The sequence below is a fragment of the Francisella adeliensis genome, from assembly GCF_003290445.1.
Classification (GTDB): Bacteria; Pseudomonadota; Gammaproteobacteria; order Francisellales; family Francisellaceae; genus Francisella; species Francisella adeliensis.
On sequence record NZ_CP021781.1, the window covers coordinates 1,176,444 to 1,194,585 of the forward strand.

Sequence of the window (18,142 nt, forward strand, 5' to 3'; positions counted from 1 at the left end):
TAAAATTATTTCCATAACAATCGCAAGGAGAAGCACACAAATGGATGCTCAAAAATATATTGATAAAGTAATTGCTGAAGTTGAAAAGAGAGATGGTCATGAAGTTGAATTCATCCAAGCAGTTAAAGAAGTATTTTCTACTTTAAAACCTGCATTAGAGCAAAATCCAAAATATATTGAAGAAAACATTTTAGCTAGAATGGTTGAGCCTGAAAGAGGTATTTCTTTTAGAGTGCCATGGTTAGATAGAAATGGTGATGTTCAAGTTAATAGAGGTTTTAGATATCAATTTAATGGAGCTATTGGCCCTTTCAAAGGTGGTATTAGATTCCACCCTAGCGTTTACTCTGGAATTATCAAATTTCTAGGTTTTGAACAGGTATTCAAAAATAGCCTAACTACTCTACCTATGGGTGGTGGTAAAGGTGGTGCTGACTTTGATCCTAAGGGCAAAACTGATGCAGAAGTTATGAATTTCTGCCAAAGTTTCATGATGGAACTTCAAAGACATATCGGCCCAGACATTGATGTACCTGCTGGTGATATTGGTGTTGGTGGTAGAGAAATCGGCTACATGTATGGTCAATATCGTCGTGTAAGAGCTTCATTTGAAAATGGTGTATTAACTGGTAAATCTTTAGAATCTGGCGGAAGCTTGATTCGTCCTGAAGCTACTGGTTACGGTGCTGTATTTTTCTTAGATAGTATGCTTAAGCATGATGGTGAATCTATGAAAGGTAAAAGTCTAATAGTTTCAGGTTATGGTAATGTAGCTTGGGGTGTATGTAAAAAAGTTACAGAGCTTGGTGGTAAAGTTGTTACCATCTCTGGTTCTAAAGGTTTTGTACACGATCCAACTGGTATTAATACTGAAGAAAAGATTGATTACCTACTTAAGATTCGTGCTGGTGAAAAAACTATGCAAGATTATGCAAATGAGTTTGGTGCTAGTTGGCATCCAGGTGAAAAACCATGGAATGTAAAAGCTGATATCGCTATGCCATCTGCAACACAAAATGAAATTTGTGAAAAAGAAGCAGAGCAATTAATAGCAAACGGTGTTAAATATGTTGTTGAAGCATCTAACATGCCTGTGACTAATGAAGCTATTACTTTACTACAAGGTAGTGGTATTACACTTGCACCAGGTAAAGCATCTAACGCTGGCGGTGTAGCTTGTTCTGGTTTAGAAATGTCTCAGAACTCTACTAGATTATCTTGGACTGCTGAAGAGGTAGAGTCTAGATTAAGACAAATTATGGAAGATATATTCCAAGCTTGTAATGCTGCTTGTGCTAAATATAACTTAGGTTATAACCTAGTTGCTGGTGCAAACTTAGCCGGCTTTGAAAAGGTTGCTGAAGCAATGATTCAGCAAGGTAAATATTAATATTTAGCATCTAATACAAATAGATCTTTTCAAATAAATTCTATCTATGGTTTTATTTCTGATAAAATCTCTATTCTAAATACTTCTTTATAATTATTATGCAATACATGAATAAAACTTTATCTTACCAACATAGAGTAAGAATGTTTATATTACTTTCTTTTCTCCCTTTAATGGGTATGACGATAGATTTATTTGCTCCATCCTTACCAGGAATAAGCTCATCTTTAAACATATCTCCATCAATAGCCAAGATGGTTATATCACTTTACTTAATTGGATGTGCTTTAGGTAACTTTATAACTGGAATATTAACAGATGCACTTGGACGTAGAAGACTATTGCGTTCTGCGTGTATACTTTTTATTATTGTTAGTCTTGCTCCTACTATATTTCCAAATGAGACAGTTGCATTAGTTTCTCGGTTCACCCAAGGATTTCTTATGGGTTCTATAGCAGTCGTAAATCGTGGAATATTTACAGATATCTTACCAACTGAAAAACTTATGAAACTTGGCCCTACAATGGGTTTCTTATGGGGTATTGGGCCAATACTTGGACCAATTATGGGTGGTTTTTTGCAAGAATTATTTGGTTGGAAATCTGGGTTTTACTTTTTTGCTATTATAGTAGGTTTATTAACTATCCTTGTATTTAAATACGTACCAGAAACAATTGCAAAAAAGTCGAAATTGAGCTCAAAAAAAATTAAAAAAGATATTTTTGAGGTCATAACAAATAAAGAGTTTATAACTTTAAGCGTAGTAATGGGATTAACCTACTCTCTGATTATTAGTTTCAATACTTTAGGTCCTTTTCTTATACAAGATATTATGGGGTACTCTGCATCATATTTTGGTAAACTAGCTATCTTTTTAGGTTTAGCATTTTTACCAGCTCCAATAATTGGGCGTAAATTATTAAACCATTTTTCTTTAGGTAAAATATTTTTCATAGTAATTCACGCATTCTTAATAGTAATATTTTTCTTTTTCACTCTTAGTTTTATGGCTAAAAGTAGTATTACTCTACTTATATTAACAACAATGGTTGTTTATTTTGCTTGTGGCTCAATATACCCAATATCAATGGGGAAAGGTATGTCAATGTTTAAAAATATTTCTGGAACAGCTGCGGCAATTATGTCATTAATAAATATGTCTATAACAAGTTTAACCTCTTTCATTCAAAGCTATTTACATGCACATAATATAATAAATATGATAGCTATTTATCTAATTCTAATGTTAGCTATAATGACACTTTACTGGTATAAACTAAAAGAACTCTAATTACAAAGCTTAAGGTCAAATATGAGTAATATAAATCAAGATGTAATTATAATCGGTGCAGGAGCTGCTGGTCTAATATGTGCTATAGAAGCTGCTAAAAGAAACCGCAAGGTACTTGTACTTGATCACGCAAATAAAGTTGGCAAGAAAATCTTAATGTCTGGTGGTGGACGCTGTAACTTCACCAACTACAATATCGAAAATGAAAAATATCTAACAGATAATCCGCACTTTATAAAATCAGCTATGTCTCGTTATACTCAATGGGATTTTATTGGTATGGTTAGTGACTATGCTATCCCCTATCATGAAAAAACTCTTGGACAACTCTTCTGCGATAACAAGGCAAAAGATATCGTAAATATGCTTCTAGATGAATGCTCTAAATATAGTGCAAAAATCAAATTACATACAACCGTTGATAAACTTTATAAAAAAAATAATTCATTCTTTATTCATTCTCTTAATGATATTTATCAGTGTCAATCTCTAGTAATTGCTACTGGAGGATTATCTATACCTACGATGGGAGCTACAGGATTTGGTTATAAGATAGCAAAGCAATTTGGATTAAAAGTAAATCCTCAAACAGCTGGATTAGTACCTTTTATATTTAATGATAGAGATAATAAAAAATTCTCTAGTTTAAAAGGAATATCTATTTTCTGTAATGTTTCAAATCAGAGAACTAGTTTTAATGAAAATATATTATTCACCCATAAAGGTCTTAGTGGCCCAGCAATATTACAAATTTCATCATATTGGAAGATTGGTGAGTCAATAAACATAAACCTTCTTCCAATGGAAGATATAGAAAAAATCCTTATCTTTAAAAAAAATACAGGGCTAAAAAATACTTTAAAGAACACTCTTTCAGAGTATTTCCCAAAAAACTTTATAATAACTTTTTTTGAAGAAAATTTATGCAATAAACGAATATGTGACCTAAACCAAGAAGATATTTCTGATGTAGGTTTAAAAATACATAACTGGAAGATATACCCTCAAACTACTGAAGGCTATAAAACAGCTGAAGTAACTTTAGGTGGCGTAAGCTGTAATGAGCTTTCATCAAAGACTATGGAAGCAAATAATGAAAAGAATTTATACTTTATTGGTGAGGTAGTTGATGTAACAGGTTGGCTTGGAGGGTATAACTTTCAATGGGCATGGTCATCAGGTTGGGCTGCGGGACAAGTTGTATAAAAATGAAAGCTAAGTTATAATAAGTTAAATAAATTTGCACTTTTATATTTACTCAATGAAAATACCACATCAAAAAGAATTTGCCATTAAAAAAGCTATTATGATAGCTATAGAAAAAGGTGAAAATGTTTCAAAATTAGCATCATATTTTGGAGTTTCAAAAAGCACAATATATAAATACCGTAGATCATTAAGAGATCAAGGTTTCATTATTAAAAATGAAAATGAAGTTTATGTAGTTACTGAAAATAAATTTTCTAAAAAGCCACAAACTCCTAAAACAGCAGAGTTTAACTTTAATAATAATGCTACTCAGACAAAAGTGGTAGAACATTGCGATTCTCCTGCACCAAATGATGATATTTTAGTTAAAAACACTAACTTAGAAGATATAAATAATGAATCTTTGGAAGAAATCCCTACAAGCGATGCTATGGAGCAACGCCTTCAGTCAAAAGTTGAAAAAATGCGTGACACCTATGAAGAAAGCTATGATAAAAAAGGATTGTTTAAAAAACTATTCTCTCGATTTGTTAAAAACTAACTATATTGCTTAAGCTTAGCTTCTAGCTGTGGTTGAGTCATTACACCATTGAGCGTTTCCTTATTTTCGCTATCTTTAAAAATTATCATGGTAGGAATACTTCTTATACCAAATTTAGCAGCTAGATTTTGATTAGAATCAACATCAATTTTTACCACTAAGACATCTTTATAATCTCGTGATAATTGCTCAAGTATAGGCCCAAGCATTTTACAAGGTCCGCACCAGTCTGCATAAAAGTCAACTAATACAGGTTTAGAAGTACTAGCTAACAATTTATCAAAACTTGCTTCATTTGCATTTATTACGTTACTAATTGCCATTTTTACCTCTCTATTAAAGTTACATTTGCATTCATTTTGATATCTTGAGAAATATCCGTTGTTCCCGTACTAGCATTAGCAGTATCATAACTAGCTGTTCTCATTAGCATAACTTTATTATTTTGAGCACTATACGAACTAGTATCGTTATATCTCATTTTCTGAATGATATATTTACTACCTGTTTTCTTGTTAAAATCATTCAAATAGTTTTTTGTATTATTGAAAATATGAATCATTAAGTCTTGTTTTGCTTTTTCAATATCACTAGCTGGAGCATTATAATCTAAAACTTTCACTTCTAATTTTTGACTATATGATTTTTGTTTTTGTAAGGCTGATTGAAGAGTAGTTAATTCAGCCTTAGAAATTCTTGCTTCAAGCTGTACAGTAATATTTAGAGTACCGCTATTATTTGTATTTTGATCAAGGTTTTTAACCTTCCAATCAGCTTTAACTATATCATTAGCTTTTTTTGCGATATCTTTTTCTACAGAATTTTGATCTTTAAGTGTAGTTGTTGCATAACCCGTAACTTGGACTAGTATACTATCACTTTTAATAGTTGTTTGAGCTTGCGTACTATAGCTTATAGTATTAAAGTTTTCTGCACAATCTTGGCTAGCATATGATGCTGAAACAGTAACTACTCCTAATAGTAATGCTGGTAATAATTTTTTCATAAAAAAGTGTTCCTTATCTGTTATCAATATACGCTGACTTACTCTAGCTTAAGCGTAAGGCATTTTAAGCCGCCTCCAGCTTTGCCAAACTCTGATATATCTATGATAATAGGTTCTATATCTAATTTAAATAGTTTTTTTCTTAGTTGATCATTGCAACTATTCATTATTAATTTACCATCAACATAAACACTATTACATAAATGCTTCTTTACTTCGTAAGGTGATAAAATAATATTGTTTGGCAAAACACCAATAATGTCTTGGCTTTCCTGAGCAAACCCATTTAGATAAGATAAACAGCCTCTATTACCTAAAGGGCAAAATAATAAATCAAGATCATAAAAATAAGGATCAACTATTTTTAATGGGACTATTTCTGTATCAATAATTTCAGAAATTTCATCATATGCTTTTAAGTCACTGCGATAACCATACCCACAATACATTTTATCATTATAATATAAAGCATCTCCCTCACCGCTTTGATGATTTTTAAGAGTTTTAACATTATAATTATTTTCAAAAAACCACTTCTGAAACAGATCTTCTTCAGGTTTTCTTTCTGGCGGTGCAAAATTACTACATATAAAGGTATTATTTTCAACTATACCAGCATTAGCTGTAAAAACCATATCTGGAAGGTTTTTATCTTGTTCAATTGTATATACTTCAATACCTAGATTTATGTATGTGTCATATAGCCTTTGCCATTGTTCATAAGCAAGTTTCTTATTAGGCTTATTAGATATATCCATCCATGGATTAATTGCATAAGTTACGTCAAACGCTGTAGGTGGGCACATTAGTACTTTTTTCATATTCAAATATCATCAAACGTTGTTATTAGGAAGTAAATTTACCATATAGCGAAGAGCTAACGAAACATTATTTTGCAGTATTTTATATAAAAAAATAAAATCATTGATAAGCTCAATTCTCCTAAGAAAAATCAAAAGCTTTGTATAGGTAGATTCTATATAGTTTTATTATTAGATGATTACGAATATTTAAAAATATACAAAAAGATTATTTTAAGACTATGCTGCGACTTTTGAATTAGCATCTATGATATTTTGAACTGCATTTTTAGCATTAACAATGTTAGGGCTATAAATATCTTTAGAATTTTCTAAAGCTTTCTCGATCTGACTTTTTATCTCAAAAGCTGGCTGTTTATCATCAAGCTCTTGATATAGGAGAGCGATGATTCCAGCAACATGAGGAGAAGCCATTGAAGTTCCTTGCATGTATCCATATCCATAATTACCAAGCGTAGAGTATATTTTAGCAGTTGACCCATAACGGCTATCACCCCCAGGAGCTCTTACAACTAAGCTATTTACATCCCATTTGAGTATACCATCAGGAGCGTAATATGTAGAATATGGCGCCAAAAGTCCTTCTGGCCCTGTAGATTCAACAACAATTGCATCTATGTTCTTACACCCTGAAGGGATATCATTAAATAAATTTTGGCCATCATTTCCAGCTGCTATAACTACAGCTATACCATTTTTATGTGCTTCTGATATTGCATCATTCCATGCTGGACACAATGTCCCCATATAGTTTTCTTTCCATTCTGACTTACTAACTATGGGGTACCCTGTCCTTGGGTCAATTCTAGACATCCCTAAGCTTAGATTAATTACTTTAACAGGTGCTGTATTATTCGATATATACCTACCATTTCTATCTCTAGCCTTGACATCCGCTCCTGCGACCCATTTAAGTGATTCTAAAATTGCATAGGTATCCCCAGAACCATCATCACCTAACGCTCTTATAGGTAGGATTTTAACCCCATCAACAGGCCCACCGACTCCTTTAACTTTTGGACCGTTTGCAGCGATTGTACCTGCTACATGTGTACCATGAAAACTACCATTATCATAAATATTTTCTGATACTCTAAGTTGCCCATTCTGCATAAAGAAATAGTACTTTTGATGATTACTATCAATCTTATCAGCGATATCGTTAGCTGGCTGATAAGCTAATCCAGAGTCTATAACAGCCACATCTATTTGTTTAGTTTTATTGGAGATTAGATCCCATGCCCCATAAGCATTAATTCCCCCAGTTATATCTTTCGGATCTTCCATGTCCCATTGCTCTCCCCAACGGATAAATTGAGCTTTTGGCTTTTTTATACTAGTTGGTCCATTCGTTATAGCTGAATTATAAGCATGCATTTTTGAATTTTTAGGGATAGCGTACTTTATACTTGAATCTGTATCCATTAATTTTTTAGCTGCCGCATATTCATCATTTTCTTTATTATGTACAATAGTTGATTGAATTTTTGATGATTTTCCTAAACTAGAAGTAGATACACTCGGCTTATAATTATTTACTTTAATTAACTTTGTTCTAGAATCAATGTTATCAATCACCTCATAGTCATAATGATTATTAGTACCTCTAACATTATTAGTAGCTAGTTGCTCTAAAGCTTTATTTTTATTATCTTTATACTTAACTATTAACTCTATATCACTTGCATATACCATAGTAGATAAAGGGATTCCTATCAATAATACTGTTTTCCTTAACATTGCTACCTCCTTTTATTAACTAATGTAAACCATATATTAATTATATGGTTTACATTCATGTAAACACAAGAAAGTATACTTTTATATGTTTTACAGCAAATAAACTTATTAAAAGTGTAAATTAGCTACTGATTAATAGTAAGACTTGTAAGTAAATTAAACTAAAGTTAATTAAAACAATGTTAGATACCTATAATCAAACAAACCCATTTTTTAAGTTTCATTAATGAATGATAGCTATGTAGCACTAATAATATTGCATATTAAACATGAGCTAACATAGCTACTATCATACAAATACTACTTTATTTTCATGAAATAGTAAGATAATACTACTTGATAAAATCACAATGAATTAATCTTTATATTTTCTAGAAAATGAGAATCATGAGAGACAACGATTATAGTCCCTTTGTAGTAATTTAAAGTTTGCTCTAACAATTTAACACTCTCAAGATCTAAGTGATTAGTTGGCTCATCAAGTATCAAGTGTTGAGGTGTAGCTTGAGCGTTTAGATAAATAGCTAAAGCAGTCTGATTTTTTTAACCTCCACTTAAATCTTTGATCTTTCTATTAGCTACTATATTCCTAAATTTATATCTAGCAAAAATAGTATATGCATCTTTAGCACTTAGATTAGAATTTACATTAATTAGATTATCTAGCAGAGAGGTATCTTGATTTAATGTAGTAACTTTTTGATCAATATAAGCAAGTTCTACATGAAGCTTTATCTGTCCTTTAATAACTTTCAAACTTTTATTTATTAGTTTTAATAAAGTACTTTTTCCATGAAATTTTTAAAGAATATGTTATACAGATAATTTATACAATAAATTTGAATAGCATATCAAAAGTAATAAATATAAGGTTAATATATAGTTTTCATCTAGTCTGAGTTCATAAACTAATTAACCGACTAATAAACATAGCACACAAATAAGATAATAAAAATCTAAAAATCACCTTTGAAAACAATATTTTTTTCTTGACTTTGATAATGATACGCATTACCATCATCAATCGATAATGGTAATGCGTATCATTATCGATTGTAATCAACCGTATGGCAATAATACTTATTATTGCTAAATAATTAATAGGAAATATAAATAATTATGAAAAAAATAATGTCAATACTCGCATGTATCTTACTATTATCAGCATGCTCAGATTTAAATTCAAATGAAAAAAATAAACAAGAAATTGCTTGTAGTAATAGTTACTCAGAATGTGTTTCTGCTTGCTCAGCAACAATTACCCATGCTCAAGGAACTTGTAAATGCGTTGATTGGCCAAATGATCCGGGGGTGCTTTATGGAGAATGTAGACAGGGTGCTTACTGTGTACATCAGAAAGGTCCAGATGGTCCTTATACACAGAATGCAATGTTTATACCAGGACCATCTACAATGACACAAGACAGTGAATGTTTACAAAAATGCACACAATCTCTTCATCAATGTAATCCAAAATAGCAATATTTATCTCAATCCTCACTCTAAACAATTTTTAAACTCAGATAAAGGGTAGTTAACATACTATAAAGTTAGTGCCTATGTTTTAGCAGATTAAGTAAAATATAGATATTTATATATAAAATACAACAATCACAGACAAGCTAACCTTCCCTTCCCATTATTTCTCAACTTCTTTTATAGGTTCTATTTCTACCTCTATCAACTAATTATAATAACCTCAATCAAATATTAAATTATTAATAATCTAATGTAGGGGGATTAATATTTTATGCGTCAAAATACCACTAAAAGATACTTTGTTACAATGAAATGGATATTTAATCTTGCCAAAGTAGTTATTACTTTTCAACAATCAATATATCTCTATGCTACTATACACACAGAACACAAAATAGAAGAATCACTATTAAAATTTATTATTTAAGAGCCTATGAAAGAACTATAGAGTAATCCAGTAGTTCTTATAATTTGTTATAAAAATAATACTTTAAACAATAATTTCATCTAAAACCTCGTCTAAAGACTCAATCATACCTTCTATAACTTCATTTTCAAAAGGAAAATTATTAGATGTTAATTGTGCTTTTACAAAACCTTCTAATAACAAATGCTGTGCATCTTGTAATGTTAAGCCTCGAGATTGTAGGTAGAATAAAGCATCTTTATCTAATTCACCAATAGTTGCTCCATGCGTACAGACTACATCATCAGAGTATATTTCAAGTTCTGGTTTTGTATTTATTTCGGCTTTCTTGCTAAGCTGAATATTTTTATTACTTTGATAGGCTTGTATTTGCTCAATACCTTCATTTACAACAGCTTTAGCATTAAACCATGCTTTTGAACTACCATTAGCAACACCTTTAAAATTTACATTACTATATGTATTTGAAGCATTATGATTAACTAAGAAACAAGTATTTGCAGTAGCAGTATTATTTAAAAGGTAAAGTCCACGCACATCAAACCTAGAGTGCTCTTTATTTAGGTTTACAGTAAAATCACTTCTTAAAAGGTTATCTTTATTAAGTAAATTAAAACCATTAAACTCAGCAGATTTATCTAAATTTACAAGATAATTCGCAGTAGTAATTAAGCCAGAGTTATTATCGTTATCAGCACAATTTGTGAAATTAACTTTAGCTGATTCTGCTACATCAACATCTAAGAAAAGATTAATTGCTGACTCTTCTGCTAGATTTACAAAATCAACATCTAAATCTAAACTTGCAAACATTTGCACATTTAACTTTAAAGCTATGTTTGTAAGTTTATTTTTAGCATTTTCAGTATTAATAAATATAAGGCTTAAATGATCTTTAGTATCTTTAGCTATATTTATCTCAAAATTCTTTGATTTTTCAACAGCAAGTTTTGACATTGCTCTATTATCTTCATTAAACTCAAGCTCACTGATATGAGTTAGTTTTTTATTATAGTCGATAGCTAAAACACCATCTAAAATAATAATTACATTCTCCTCAGTATCAAACTTAAAGCCCTGAAGGTAGTCTTTAGCTTGCTCTGATTCTGTTAGAATCTCACTAATACCATTTTTAGAATATATAGTGCTTAAATTAGTATATTTCCAACTTTCTTGTTTAATGCTAGGTAACGCATTTTTATCTATTTGCATGATTAAAACCTTTTAGCCGTTGACCCAAGAATAACCTTTTTCTTCTAGCTCTAAAGCTAGCTCTTTACCACCAGTTTTGACAATCTTACCATCAGCAAGTACATGGACAAAATCAGGTTTGATGTAATCTAAAAGTCTTTGGTAATGTGTAATCACCAAGAAACTTCTTTCCTCTGAACGCATGCTATTTGCACCATGAGATACAACTTGCAAAGCATCGATATCAAGACCAGAATCAGTTTCATCTAGTATCGCTAATTTAGGCTCTAACATCATAAGTTGAAGCATTTCATTACGCTTTTTCTCACCACCTGAGAAGCCTTCGTTTACACCACGAGACATATATTTTTGATCAATTTCAAGAGTTTGCATATTTTTTCTAAGAGTTTTCATAAACGAAATTGCATCAATCTCATCTTCGCCCTTTTGCTTTTTGATACTATTAACAGCAGTTTTCAAAAACTGAACATTACTAACACCTGGTATTTCTATAGGATATTGTAAACTTAAAAATATACCAGCGGCAGCTCTTTCTGAGATACTTAAATCATCTATATGCCTGCCATCAAACAAAATTTCACCTTTAATAACCTCATAACCAGCCTTACCTGCAAGCACATTACTTAGTGTACTTTTACCAGCGCCATTTGGACCCATGATTGCGTGAATTTCACCTTTGTTCATTTTAAGATTTAAGCCTTTAAGAATAGCTTTATCACCAACATTTACATGTAAATCTTTTATTTCTAATAACATTTTTTATACCTTTAAATTTATATACCTAGTTCCTAGTTTTACTCAACAAGATTCCCATTCATATGGGAATGACCAACAAATAAATGATCATCCTCGTGCTTGACACGAAGATCCCCAGCGTATTTCTTAACCTACTGCACCTTCTAAACTTACTTCCATAAGTTTTTGAGCTTCAACTGCAAATTCTAACGGTAACTTTTTAAATACCTCTTTACAAAAACCATTCACAATCATTGCAATCGCATCTTCTTCTGAGATGCCCCTTTGCTTACAGTAAAATAATTGGTCATCTGATATTTTAGATGTAGTAGCTTCATGCTCAATTTGAGAGCTATTGCTTTTATTTTCAATATATGGGTAAGTATGAGCTCCACACTTATGCCCTATCAATAATGAATCACATTGAGAGAAATTACGAGAATTATCAGCATTTGGAGAAATTCTAACTAAACCTCTATAAGCCTGTTGAGCCTTACCTGCAGATATACCTTTTGAAATGATTGTACTTTTAGTGTTTTTACCAAGATGAATCATTTTAGTACCAGTATCTGCTTTCTGAGCATGGCGGGTTAATGCTACAGAGTAAAATTCTCCAACAGAATTATCACCACGCAAAACTACAGATGGATATTTCCAAGTAATTGCAGAACCAGTCTCAACTTGTGTCCATGAAATTTTAGAATTATTGCCTTTGCAGACTCCTCGCTTAGTTACAAAATTATATATACCCCCCTTGCCATCCTTATCACCAGGATACCAGTTTTGCACTGTTGAATACTTAATTTCAGCACCCTTTAAAGCTACCAATTCAACAACTGCTGCATGAAGTTGATTTTCATCACGCATTGGAGCAGTACAACCTTCTAAATAACTTACATAACTATCTTCATCAGCGACTATAAGAGTTCTTTCAAACTGTCCTGTGTTTAAAGCATTTATTCTAAAATAAGTAGAAAGCTCCATTGGACAAGTTACACCTTTTGGTATATACACAAAAGATCCATCTGAAAATACAGCTGAGTTTAATGCTGCAAAAAAGTTATCGCCTTGAGGCACTACAGAACCCAAATATTTCTGCACTAAATCTGGATATTTTTGGATAGCTTCTGAAATCGGACAAAATATAACGCCTGCTTCTGCAAGTTTTTCTTTAAAAGTTGTAACAACTGAAACAGAGTCAAATACAGCATCTACAGCTATGTTTTTCACACCAGCTAAAAATTCCTGCTCATGCAAAGGTATACCAAGCTTATTATATGTATCTAAAATTTCTGGATCAACTTCATCTAAACTCTTAGGATGATCTTTCATCGATTTTGGTGAAGAATAATAACTAATAGCTTGATAATCTACTTTTTGATAGTCTAAATGTGCCCATTCAGGTTCAGTCATTTCAAGCCATTTTTGATAACCCTTTAAACGCCATTCTAACATGAACTCTGGCTCATCTTTCTTGGCAGATATAAACTTAATTACATCTTCACTAAGACCCACATCTATCGTATCTGTTTCGATATCTGTAGAGAAACCATGTTCATAGTCTTGTTCTATAATTCTGTCTAAGTTTTCACTCATTAGTCACTCTCTATTATATTTAGTATCTTTATAAAAATTATATTTGATTATTATTTACAACATCATCGATAGATGTTTCAGACAATATTTCTAAGACCTTTTTATTCATAGCCTTCCAGTAATTATCAACTGTACAAACTTTTACTGCTGCACATTTCTTCTTTCTCAAATCACAACATTCTGTAACTCGTACATTTTCTTCAACAGCTTTAACTATATCTAACACTTTTATAGTCTCAGCATTTTTAACTAGTATATAACCGCCATCAACTCCCCTTTTGGATGTTACTATATTGCGATTTGACAAAAGATTAAGTAGTTTACGAACTGTTGGTAAATTTAACCCAGTTACATCGGAAATCTTCATAGCACTATAAGGCGCTTCTTTATTTTTAGCTATAGTCACCACTACTAGCAATCCATAGTCTAATAATTTACTTATCTTGAGCATATTTTACTCAACTATACCAATTTAGTATCATTTGTAGAATATGATAATATCAAACACTTAGAATGTAAATTAAAATTTGATTATTCATACCACTTCGACTAGTATCACTAAATATAAATACTAAAAGTTTTCGATTATGCGAATAGCTATATTAGGTGCTGGCCAACTCGGCATATATCTTACTCAGCGACTAAGTTTAGAACATCAGGTTACCGTTATTGATTTGGATGAGGAAAAATTAGGGTTTATCTCTTCTGCTTTTGACGTACAAACAATTATTGGTGATGTTACAAAACCGAATATCATGAATGAAGCAAACTTCAAAGATACTGATATGATTATTGCTGTAACATCTAATGATACCACCAATATTGCTGTTTGTGATATGGCATATAAACTTTATAAAACACCTTACAAAGTCGCTAGAATTAGAGAAACTGAATATAATAGGTTCCCTAAATTACTAAACAATATCGACTTAGTTATAAAATCTTTCTTTGAAACAACCAAACAGATAGAACAACTAATATTTCTAGCAGGAGCATACTTTATATCTAGCTTTTTTGATAAAAGAGTTCAAATTGTTGGAGTTGAAGTAGCAAATAGCTCCCCTCTTGTAGGATTTGCAATAAAAGATATCTATCTAGGGCTTGGTGATATTAAAGTTGATATTATATCTGTCTATAGAGGTGATGATCGACTAGATATAGAAAATACAAAAGTTTTAGTTGAGCCCGGAGATAGGGTTATGTATCTTTCTGAAAAGGCTTACTCTTCTCAGATATTATCAATTTTCCAACCAACAAAATCAAATATTAGGAAGATATTTATTGCTGGAATTAACCATGCTAGTATCACACTTGCAAAATCTCTTGAAACAAAAGGCTATATCATAAAAATGATTGATCCAAGTGCAAAAAAATGTGATTTAGCTTTGCAAGAACTTTCAAAATCAACAATTCTTCATTATAACCCTGTAAACAATAATCTTCTAGTTGCCGAAGGCATTGATGAGGCTGATATGTTTTTTGCACTTACAAATGCCGATGAAATAAATATAATGTCATCTATATTAGCAAAAAAGCTAGGTGCAAAAAAAACTATCGCTACCGTCAATAGTTCTGAATACTACTCTATCACAAGAGATATGAACCTAATCGACATCTCATTATCTCCACATAGTTTATCTTATGCGACTATCAAAGCCTTTTTGACTCAAGTTGATATGATTACAATGTATGAAATTGAAGGTTCTGAAGAACACTTAGTAGAATTACGAGTCCACGGTGAAGAAAACATGTCGACGATAATTGGTAAAAAACTCTCAGATGTTAAATTACCGGATGGCATAAAAATCCTTTCTATCATGAAAAATAATGTTCCTATATTTTTTGATGATAATATAACTGTTGAAGATGGTGATCGGTTAATAATCAAGACTGATGATAAAAATGCTCTCAACATTCTTGAAAAACTTTTTCAAGTAATGCCACTTTATATAGCTTAAAATAATTGCCTATTATACTTAGCTTAAGTATCATTGATTATTCAAACAAATAATATTTTTTTAGTAAAATGAATAATTCTTCAAAAAAAGATAAGATAGGTATAGTTCTTTTAGTTCTACTAATGACTGGAGCTATTGATAATATTCGAAACTTACCATCTACAGCAACATCAGGAACATATATATTTTTCTTTTTTGCAGTTGCTATATTATTATTTTTAGCGCCTGTTGCTTTAGTATCTGCAGAGATGACAGCTACATATACCAATAAAGGTGAAGAAGGTGTATATGGCTGGGTTAAAAAAGCTTTTGGCCCTAATGTAGCAATGCTTGCTATATGGTTTCAATGGGTAAATACTTTAATCTGGTTTCCAAGTATCCTAACCTTTTTAGCTGGTACAGTTGCTTATATTTTTAATCCTGACCTTGGGCAAAACATAAAGTTCACGATTATTTTTATAACAGTAACTTTTTGGCTACTAACTATTCTTAATCTTAAAGGTTTAAAAGTATCAGCCGTATTTGCAAGTATTTGTACTTTTTTAGGCATGGTTATACCAATGATCTTAATGGTTATATTTGCAATAATATGGTTAAGTTGTGATCAATGCCATAACCATCTAAACTTCCAAGCAGATAATTTAATTCCTAACTTTCACTCAACAGAATCTTGGATGGGCCTAACAGCAATTATTGCATCATTCCTCGGCTTAGAACTTGCTACTGTTCATATTACAAATGTAAAAAAACCAAAGAAAACTTTCCCTTTAGCTTTATTTATTTCCGTAGTTTTTATAATATTTACAATGGTTTTAGGAGCATTAGCTGTAAGCCTTATATTCCCTCAATCAGAAATTGATGTTGTGCACGGAACAATTAAAACGTTTAAGATATACCTTGAAGATTTAGGTATCCCTATGTTTTTCTACTATGCTTTAGGAATGATGATTATTGTCGGTTCGGTTGGTTCAATGATTAACTGGATGATTTCTCCTGCTAGAGGCTTACTACAAGCGGCAGATGACCATTTTTTACCAAAAATACTTGATAAGAAAAATAGCCATGATGTTCCGAGTGGCATCCTAATCCTTCAAGCTATTATTATGACTATTATTTGCTTACTTTTAGAGTTAGTCCCCTCTGTGCAAGCATACTACTGGCTGCTTACTGCCCTAAGTACTCAAATCTACTCATTAATGTATTTAATGATGTTTATAGCCGCACTAAAGCTTAAATTTACTGATAAGAGAACTCAAGATTCTGATGCATTTAGAATACCTGGTGGTAAAATTGGAATGACTACAATTTCAATTGCAGGTATCTTAGGTACTTGTATCTGTGTGATAGTAGGCTTTATACCACCCGACAATATGTATGATAACCCGTTTGAATTTATTAAAATGCTAGCAATTTGTCTAATCTCTTCTATAATTCCTGTAGTCTTATTTATGATTTATCGTAACGAAAAAGTAAACCATTAAAATGCTCGAATCTGTTTTATTATTTATAAGTCTACTTATTGGATATTTTTTTTGTAAAATTAACGGTTCTTCAAAAAATCTAAAAATCATTAATTCAAGCCTAGAAGCTATAGTTGTATCTATTGTTATATTTATGGGTTATAACTTTAGTATTTTTACTCATACAAACGCTATTATACTAAAGGTTATAGGAGTAGCTACAGCTTACTCTATAGTATTATTTGCTACGAATGTACTAGCGATATGGCTATTATGTAAACATATTGATATCAAAGCCAAATTTATAATTCAAAAAGATCCTAAGCATAAAAATAAAATTCTGACATTAATTATTCAGGCCTCTAAATACATAATGTTTCTAATTTTAGGTTACATAATAGGAGAAATAATAGATATCAATGCTACGCAACAAATTAACAGCATGGTTTATATTTTATTACTTGCCCTACTTTTTATTATTGGAGCACTTTTAAGGCTTGAGAACATAAATATCATCGAAATTTTTAAAAACAAATATGCAATGATGATTGTAATCTTAATTGTGTTAGCATCTAATTTTATCTGGGATAATAATGAATTTTATTACCGGCATTCCCTCTAAACAAAGCATTATGATTAGCTCAGGTTTAGGATGGTACTCACTATCGATGGTACTTAATACTAGTTATTTAGGAGAGTATTATGGCATAGTGACTTTCCTAATAGATTTTATACGAGAACTTGTAGTTCTTATTACAATTCCTTTGCTAAGAAAATATCTATCTGTTGAGCTTGTTGGTTATTCTGCAAATACTGCCATGGATTTCTGCTTACCAGTTATTAGAAATAATTATGGAAATAAAGTCGTACCTTTAGCAATATCGATAGGTTTAATCTTTACGATTATCACGCCGATACTACTAATAATTGAAAATTTTATTTTATAGAAAAATATTTGATAGATTATTTACTACGGAATTTGATACGGCCTTTAGTCAAATCGTAAGGCGTGATCTCTACTACAACTTTATCACCTGTTAATATACGAATGTAGTTTTTTCTCATTTTACCAGAAATATGTGCTGTTACAGTATGCCCATTTTCAAGTTCAACTCTAAACATTGTGTTTGGTAGTGCTTCTAAAACAACACCTTCCATTTCGATACAGTCTTCTTTTGCCATTGTGGCTTATTCTCCGATTTTAATGATTAATTAAATATAGTTAAAACAGATATATTCTAAAGCATTTATCCAAAAACTCAAATTTTTTGAAAAA

At 31.2% G+C, this 18,142-nt stretch carries 18 protein-coding genes and 1 pseudogene; 9 read left to right on the forward strand and 10 right to left on the reverse strand.

Annotation, left to right across the window (positions count from 1 at the left end; all coding sequences use genetic code 11):
• The first annotated feature begins 40 nt into the window (after positions 1-40).
• From gdhA to CDH04_RS05715, 4 genes are all read left to right on the forward strand, one after another.
• Positions 41-1,390: an NADP-specific glutamate dehydrogenase gene (gene gdhA / locus CDH04_RS05700; RefSeq protein WP_112870114.1), complete on the forward strand. Its 1,350-nt coding sequence runs from the start codon at positions 41-43 to the stop codon at positions 1,388-1,390.
• Between the two features lie 143 nt (positions 1,391-1,533).
• On the forward strand, positions 1,534-2,682 hold the full coding sequence (locus CDH04_RS05705; RefSeq protein WP_112870115.1) for an MFS transporter: 1,149 nt from the start codon (positions 1,534-1,536) through the stop codon (positions 2,680-2,682).
• Positions 2,683-2,703: 21 nt separating this feature from the next.
• On the forward strand, positions 2,704-3,888 hold the full coding sequence (locus CDH04_RS05710) for a BaiN/RdsA family NAD(P)/FAD-dependent oxidoreductase (protein ID WP_112870116.1): 1,185 nt from the start codon (positions 2,704-2,706) through the stop codon (positions 3,886-3,888).
• 55 nt (positions 3,889-3,943) lie between these two features.
• On the forward strand, positions 3,944-4,432 hold the full coding sequence (locus CDH04_RS05715; protein ID WP_112870117.1) for an FTL_1293 family small RNA FtrC-regulated protein: 489 nt from the start codon (positions 3,944-3,946) through the stop codon (positions 4,430-4,432).
• Here CDH04_RS05715 and trxA read toward each other — a convergent pair.
• The 5 genes and pseudogenes from trxA to CDH04_RS05740 all read right to left on the reverse strand — a co-directional run.
• Positions 4,429-4,755, reverse strand: a complete 327-nt coding sequence (gene trxA / locus CDH04_RS05720) for a thioredoxin (RefSeq protein WP_112870118.1) — start codon at positions 4,753-4,755, stop codon at positions 4,429-4,431. The genes CDH04_RS05715 and trxA overlap by 4 nt on opposite strands.
• A 2-nt stretch (positions 4,756-4,757) precedes the next feature.
• On the reverse strand, positions 4,758-5,438 hold the full coding sequence (locus CDH04_RS05725; protein ID WP_112870119.1) for a hypothetical protein: 681 nt from the start codon (positions 5,436-5,438) through the stop codon (positions 4,758-4,760).
• 38 nt (positions 5,439-5,476) lie between these two features.
• Positions 5,477-6,259 (reverse strand): dimethylarginine dimethylaminohydrolase family protein, encoded by a 783-nt coding sequence (locus tag CDH04_RS05730; protein WP_112870120.1) that lies wholly within the window; start codon positions 6,257-6,259, stop codon positions 5,477-5,479.
• Positions 6,260-6,478: 219 nt separating this feature from the next.
• Positions 6,479-7,999 (reverse strand): S8 family serine peptidase, encoded by a 1,521-nt coding sequence (locus CDH04_RS05735; protein WP_234393422.1) that lies wholly within the window; start codon positions 7,997-7,999, stop codon positions 6,479-6,481.
• Positions 8,000-8,542: 543 nt separating this feature from the next.
• Positions 8,543-8,779 (reverse strand): annotated as a pseudogene (locus tag CDH04_RS05740) (hypothetical protein); the annotation flags it as partial.
• A gap of 339 nt (positions 8,780-9,118) precedes the next feature.
• Here CDH04_RS05740 and CDH04_RS05745 point away from each other — a divergent pair.
• On the forward strand, positions 9,119-9,478 hold the full coding sequence (locus CDH04_RS05745) for a hypothetical protein (protein ID WP_112870122.1): 360 nt from the start codon (positions 9,119-9,121) through the stop codon (positions 9,476-9,478).
• A gap of 490 nt (positions 9,479-9,968) precedes the next feature.
• Here CDH04_RS05745 and sufD read toward each other — a convergent pair whose 3' ends face one another.
• The 4 genes from sufD to CDH04_RS05765 all read right to left on the reverse strand — a co-directional run bounded on the left by sufD (position 9,969) and on the right by CDH04_RS05765 (position 13,899).
• A complete protein-coding gene (gene sufD, locus CDH04_RS05750) occupies positions 9,969-11,117 on the reverse strand; it encodes a Fe-S cluster assembly protein SufD (protein ID WP_112870123.1) in 1,149 nt (382 codons plus the stop codon).
• A gap of 12 nt (positions 11,118-11,129) precedes the next feature.
• Positions 11,130-11,873, reverse strand: coding sequence for a Fe-S cluster assembly ATPase SufC (gene sufC / locus CDH04_RS05755; RefSeq protein ID WP_112870124.1), 744 nt, complete (start codon positions 11,871-11,873; stop codon positions 11,130-11,132).
• 126 nt (positions 11,874-11,999) lie between these two features.
• A complete protein-coding gene (sufB, locus tag CDH04_RS05760) occupies positions 12,000-13,448 on the reverse strand; it encodes a Fe-S cluster assembly protein SufB (protein ID WP_112870125.1) in 1,449 nt (482 codons plus the stop codon).
• A gap of 37 nt (positions 13,449-13,485) precedes the next feature.
• Positions 13,486-13,899 carry an SUF system Fe-S cluster assembly regulator gene (locus CDH04_RS05765; RefSeq protein WP_112870126.1) on the reverse strand — a complete coding sequence of 138 codons (414 nt, stop codon included), beginning with the start codon at positions 13,897-13,899 and terminating at the stop codon, positions 13,486-13,488.
• A 136-nt stretch (positions 13,900-14,035) separates the two neighbouring features.
• On the opposite strand from CDH04_RS05765, the gene trkA reads away from it, so the two are divergent.
• The 4 genes from trkA (at position 14,036) to CDH04_RS09965 (ending at position 17,813) form a co-directional block, all read left to right on the forward strand.
• Entirely contained in the window at positions 14,036-15,406 is a 1,371-nt protein-coding gene (gene trkA / locus CDH04_RS05770) for a Trk system potassium transporter TrkA (protein WP_112870127.1), read from the forward strand.
• Between the two features lie 68 nt (positions 15,407-15,474).
• Positions 15,475-16,887 (forward strand): APC family permease, encoded by a 1,413-nt coding sequence (locus tag CDH04_RS05775; RefSeq protein WP_112870128.1) that lies wholly within the window; start codon positions 15,475-15,477, stop codon positions 16,885-16,887.
• Position 16,888: 1 nt separating this feature from the next.
• A complete protein-coding gene (locus tag CDH04_RS09960) occupies positions 16,889-17,488 on the forward strand; it encodes a hypothetical protein (protein WP_234393423.1) in 600 nt (199 codons plus the stop codon).
• Positions 17,460-17,813, forward strand: a complete 354-nt coding sequence (locus CDH04_RS09965) for a LysO family transporter (RefSeq protein ID WP_234393424.1) — start codon at positions 17,460-17,462, stop codon at positions 17,811-17,813. The genes CDH04_RS09960 and CDH04_RS09965 overlap by 29 nt, the downstream gene beginning before the upstream one ends.
• 16 nt (positions 17,814-17,829) lie before the next feature.
• Here CDH04_RS09965 and infA read toward each other — a convergent pair whose 3' ends face one another.
• Positions 17,830-18,048 (reverse strand): translation initiation factor IF-1, encoded by a 219-nt coding sequence (gene infA, locus CDH04_RS05785; protein WP_112870129.1) that lies wholly within the window; start codon positions 18,046-18,048, stop codon positions 17,830-17,832.
• Positions 18,049-18,142: the final 94 nt, after the last annotated feature.

Bases quoted from the DNA above. Each gene is read 5' to 3' on its own strand.
- gdhA (WP_112870114.1), top strand. From the start codon at position 41: ATGGATGCTCAAAAATATATTGATAAAGTAATTGCTGAAGTTGAAAAG.
- CDH04_RS05705 (WP_112870115.1), top strand. From the start codon at position 1,534: ATGTTTATATTACTTTCTTTTCTCCCTTTAATGGGTATGACGATAGAT.
- CDH04_RS05710 (WP_112870116.1), top strand. From the start codon at position 2,704: ATGAGTAATATAAATCAAGATGTAATTATAATCGGTGCAGGAGCTGCT.
- CDH04_RS05715 (WP_112870117.1), top strand. From the start codon at position 3,944: ATGAAAATACCACATCAAAAAGAATTTGCCATTAAAAAAGCTATTATG.
- trxA (WP_112870118.1), bottom strand. From the start codon at position 4,755: ATGGCAATTAGTAACGTAATAAATGCAAATGAAGCAAGTTTTGATAAA.
- CDH04_RS05725 (WP_112870119.1), bottom strand. From the start codon at position 5,438: ATGAAAAAATTATTACCAGCATTACTATTAGGAGTAGTTACTGTTTCA.
- CDH04_RS05730 (WP_112870120.1), bottom strand. From the start codon at position 6,259: ATGAAAAAAGTACTAATGTGCCCACCTACAGCGTTTGACGTAACTTAT.
- CDH04_RS05735 (WP_234393422.1), bottom strand. From the start codon at position 7,999: ATGTTAAGGAAAACAGTATTATTGATAGGAATCCCTTTATCTACTATG.
- CDH04_RS05745 (WP_112870122.1), top strand. From the start codon at position 9,119: ATGAAAAAAATAATGTCAATACTCGCATGTATCTTACTATTATCAGCA.
- sufD (WP_112870123.1), bottom strand. From the start codon at position 11,117: ATGCAAATAGATAAAAATGCGTTACCTAGCATTAAACAAGAAAGTTGG.
- sufC (WP_112870124.1), bottom strand. From the start codon at position 11,873: ATGTTATTAGAAATAAAAGATTTACATGTAAATGTTGGTGATAAAGCT.
- sufB (WP_112870125.1), bottom strand. From the start codon at position 13,448: ATGAGTGAAAACTTAGACAGAATTATAGAACAAGACTATGAACATGGT.
- CDH04_RS05765 (WP_112870126.1), bottom strand. From the start codon at position 13,899: ATGCTCAAGATAAGTAAATTATTAGACTATGGATTGCTAGTAGTGGTG.
- trkA (WP_112870127.1), top strand. From the start codon at position 14,036: ATGCGAATAGCTATATTAGGTGCTGGCCAACTCGGCATATATCTTACT.
- CDH04_RS05775 (WP_112870128.1), top strand. From the start codon at position 15,475: ATGAATAATTCTTCAAAAAAAGATAAGATAGGTATAGTTCTTTTAGTT.
- CDH04_RS09960 (WP_234393423.1), top strand. From the start codon at position 16,889: ATGCTCGAATCTGTTTTATTATTTATAAGTCTACTTATTGGATATTTT.
- CDH04_RS09965 (WP_234393424.1), top strand. From the start codon at position 17,460: ATGAATTTTATTACCGGCATTCCCTCTAAACAAAGCATTATGATTAGC.
- infA (WP_112870129.1), bottom strand. From the start codon at position 18,048: ATGGCAAAAGAAGACTGTATCGAAATGGAAGGTGTTGTTTTAGAAGCA.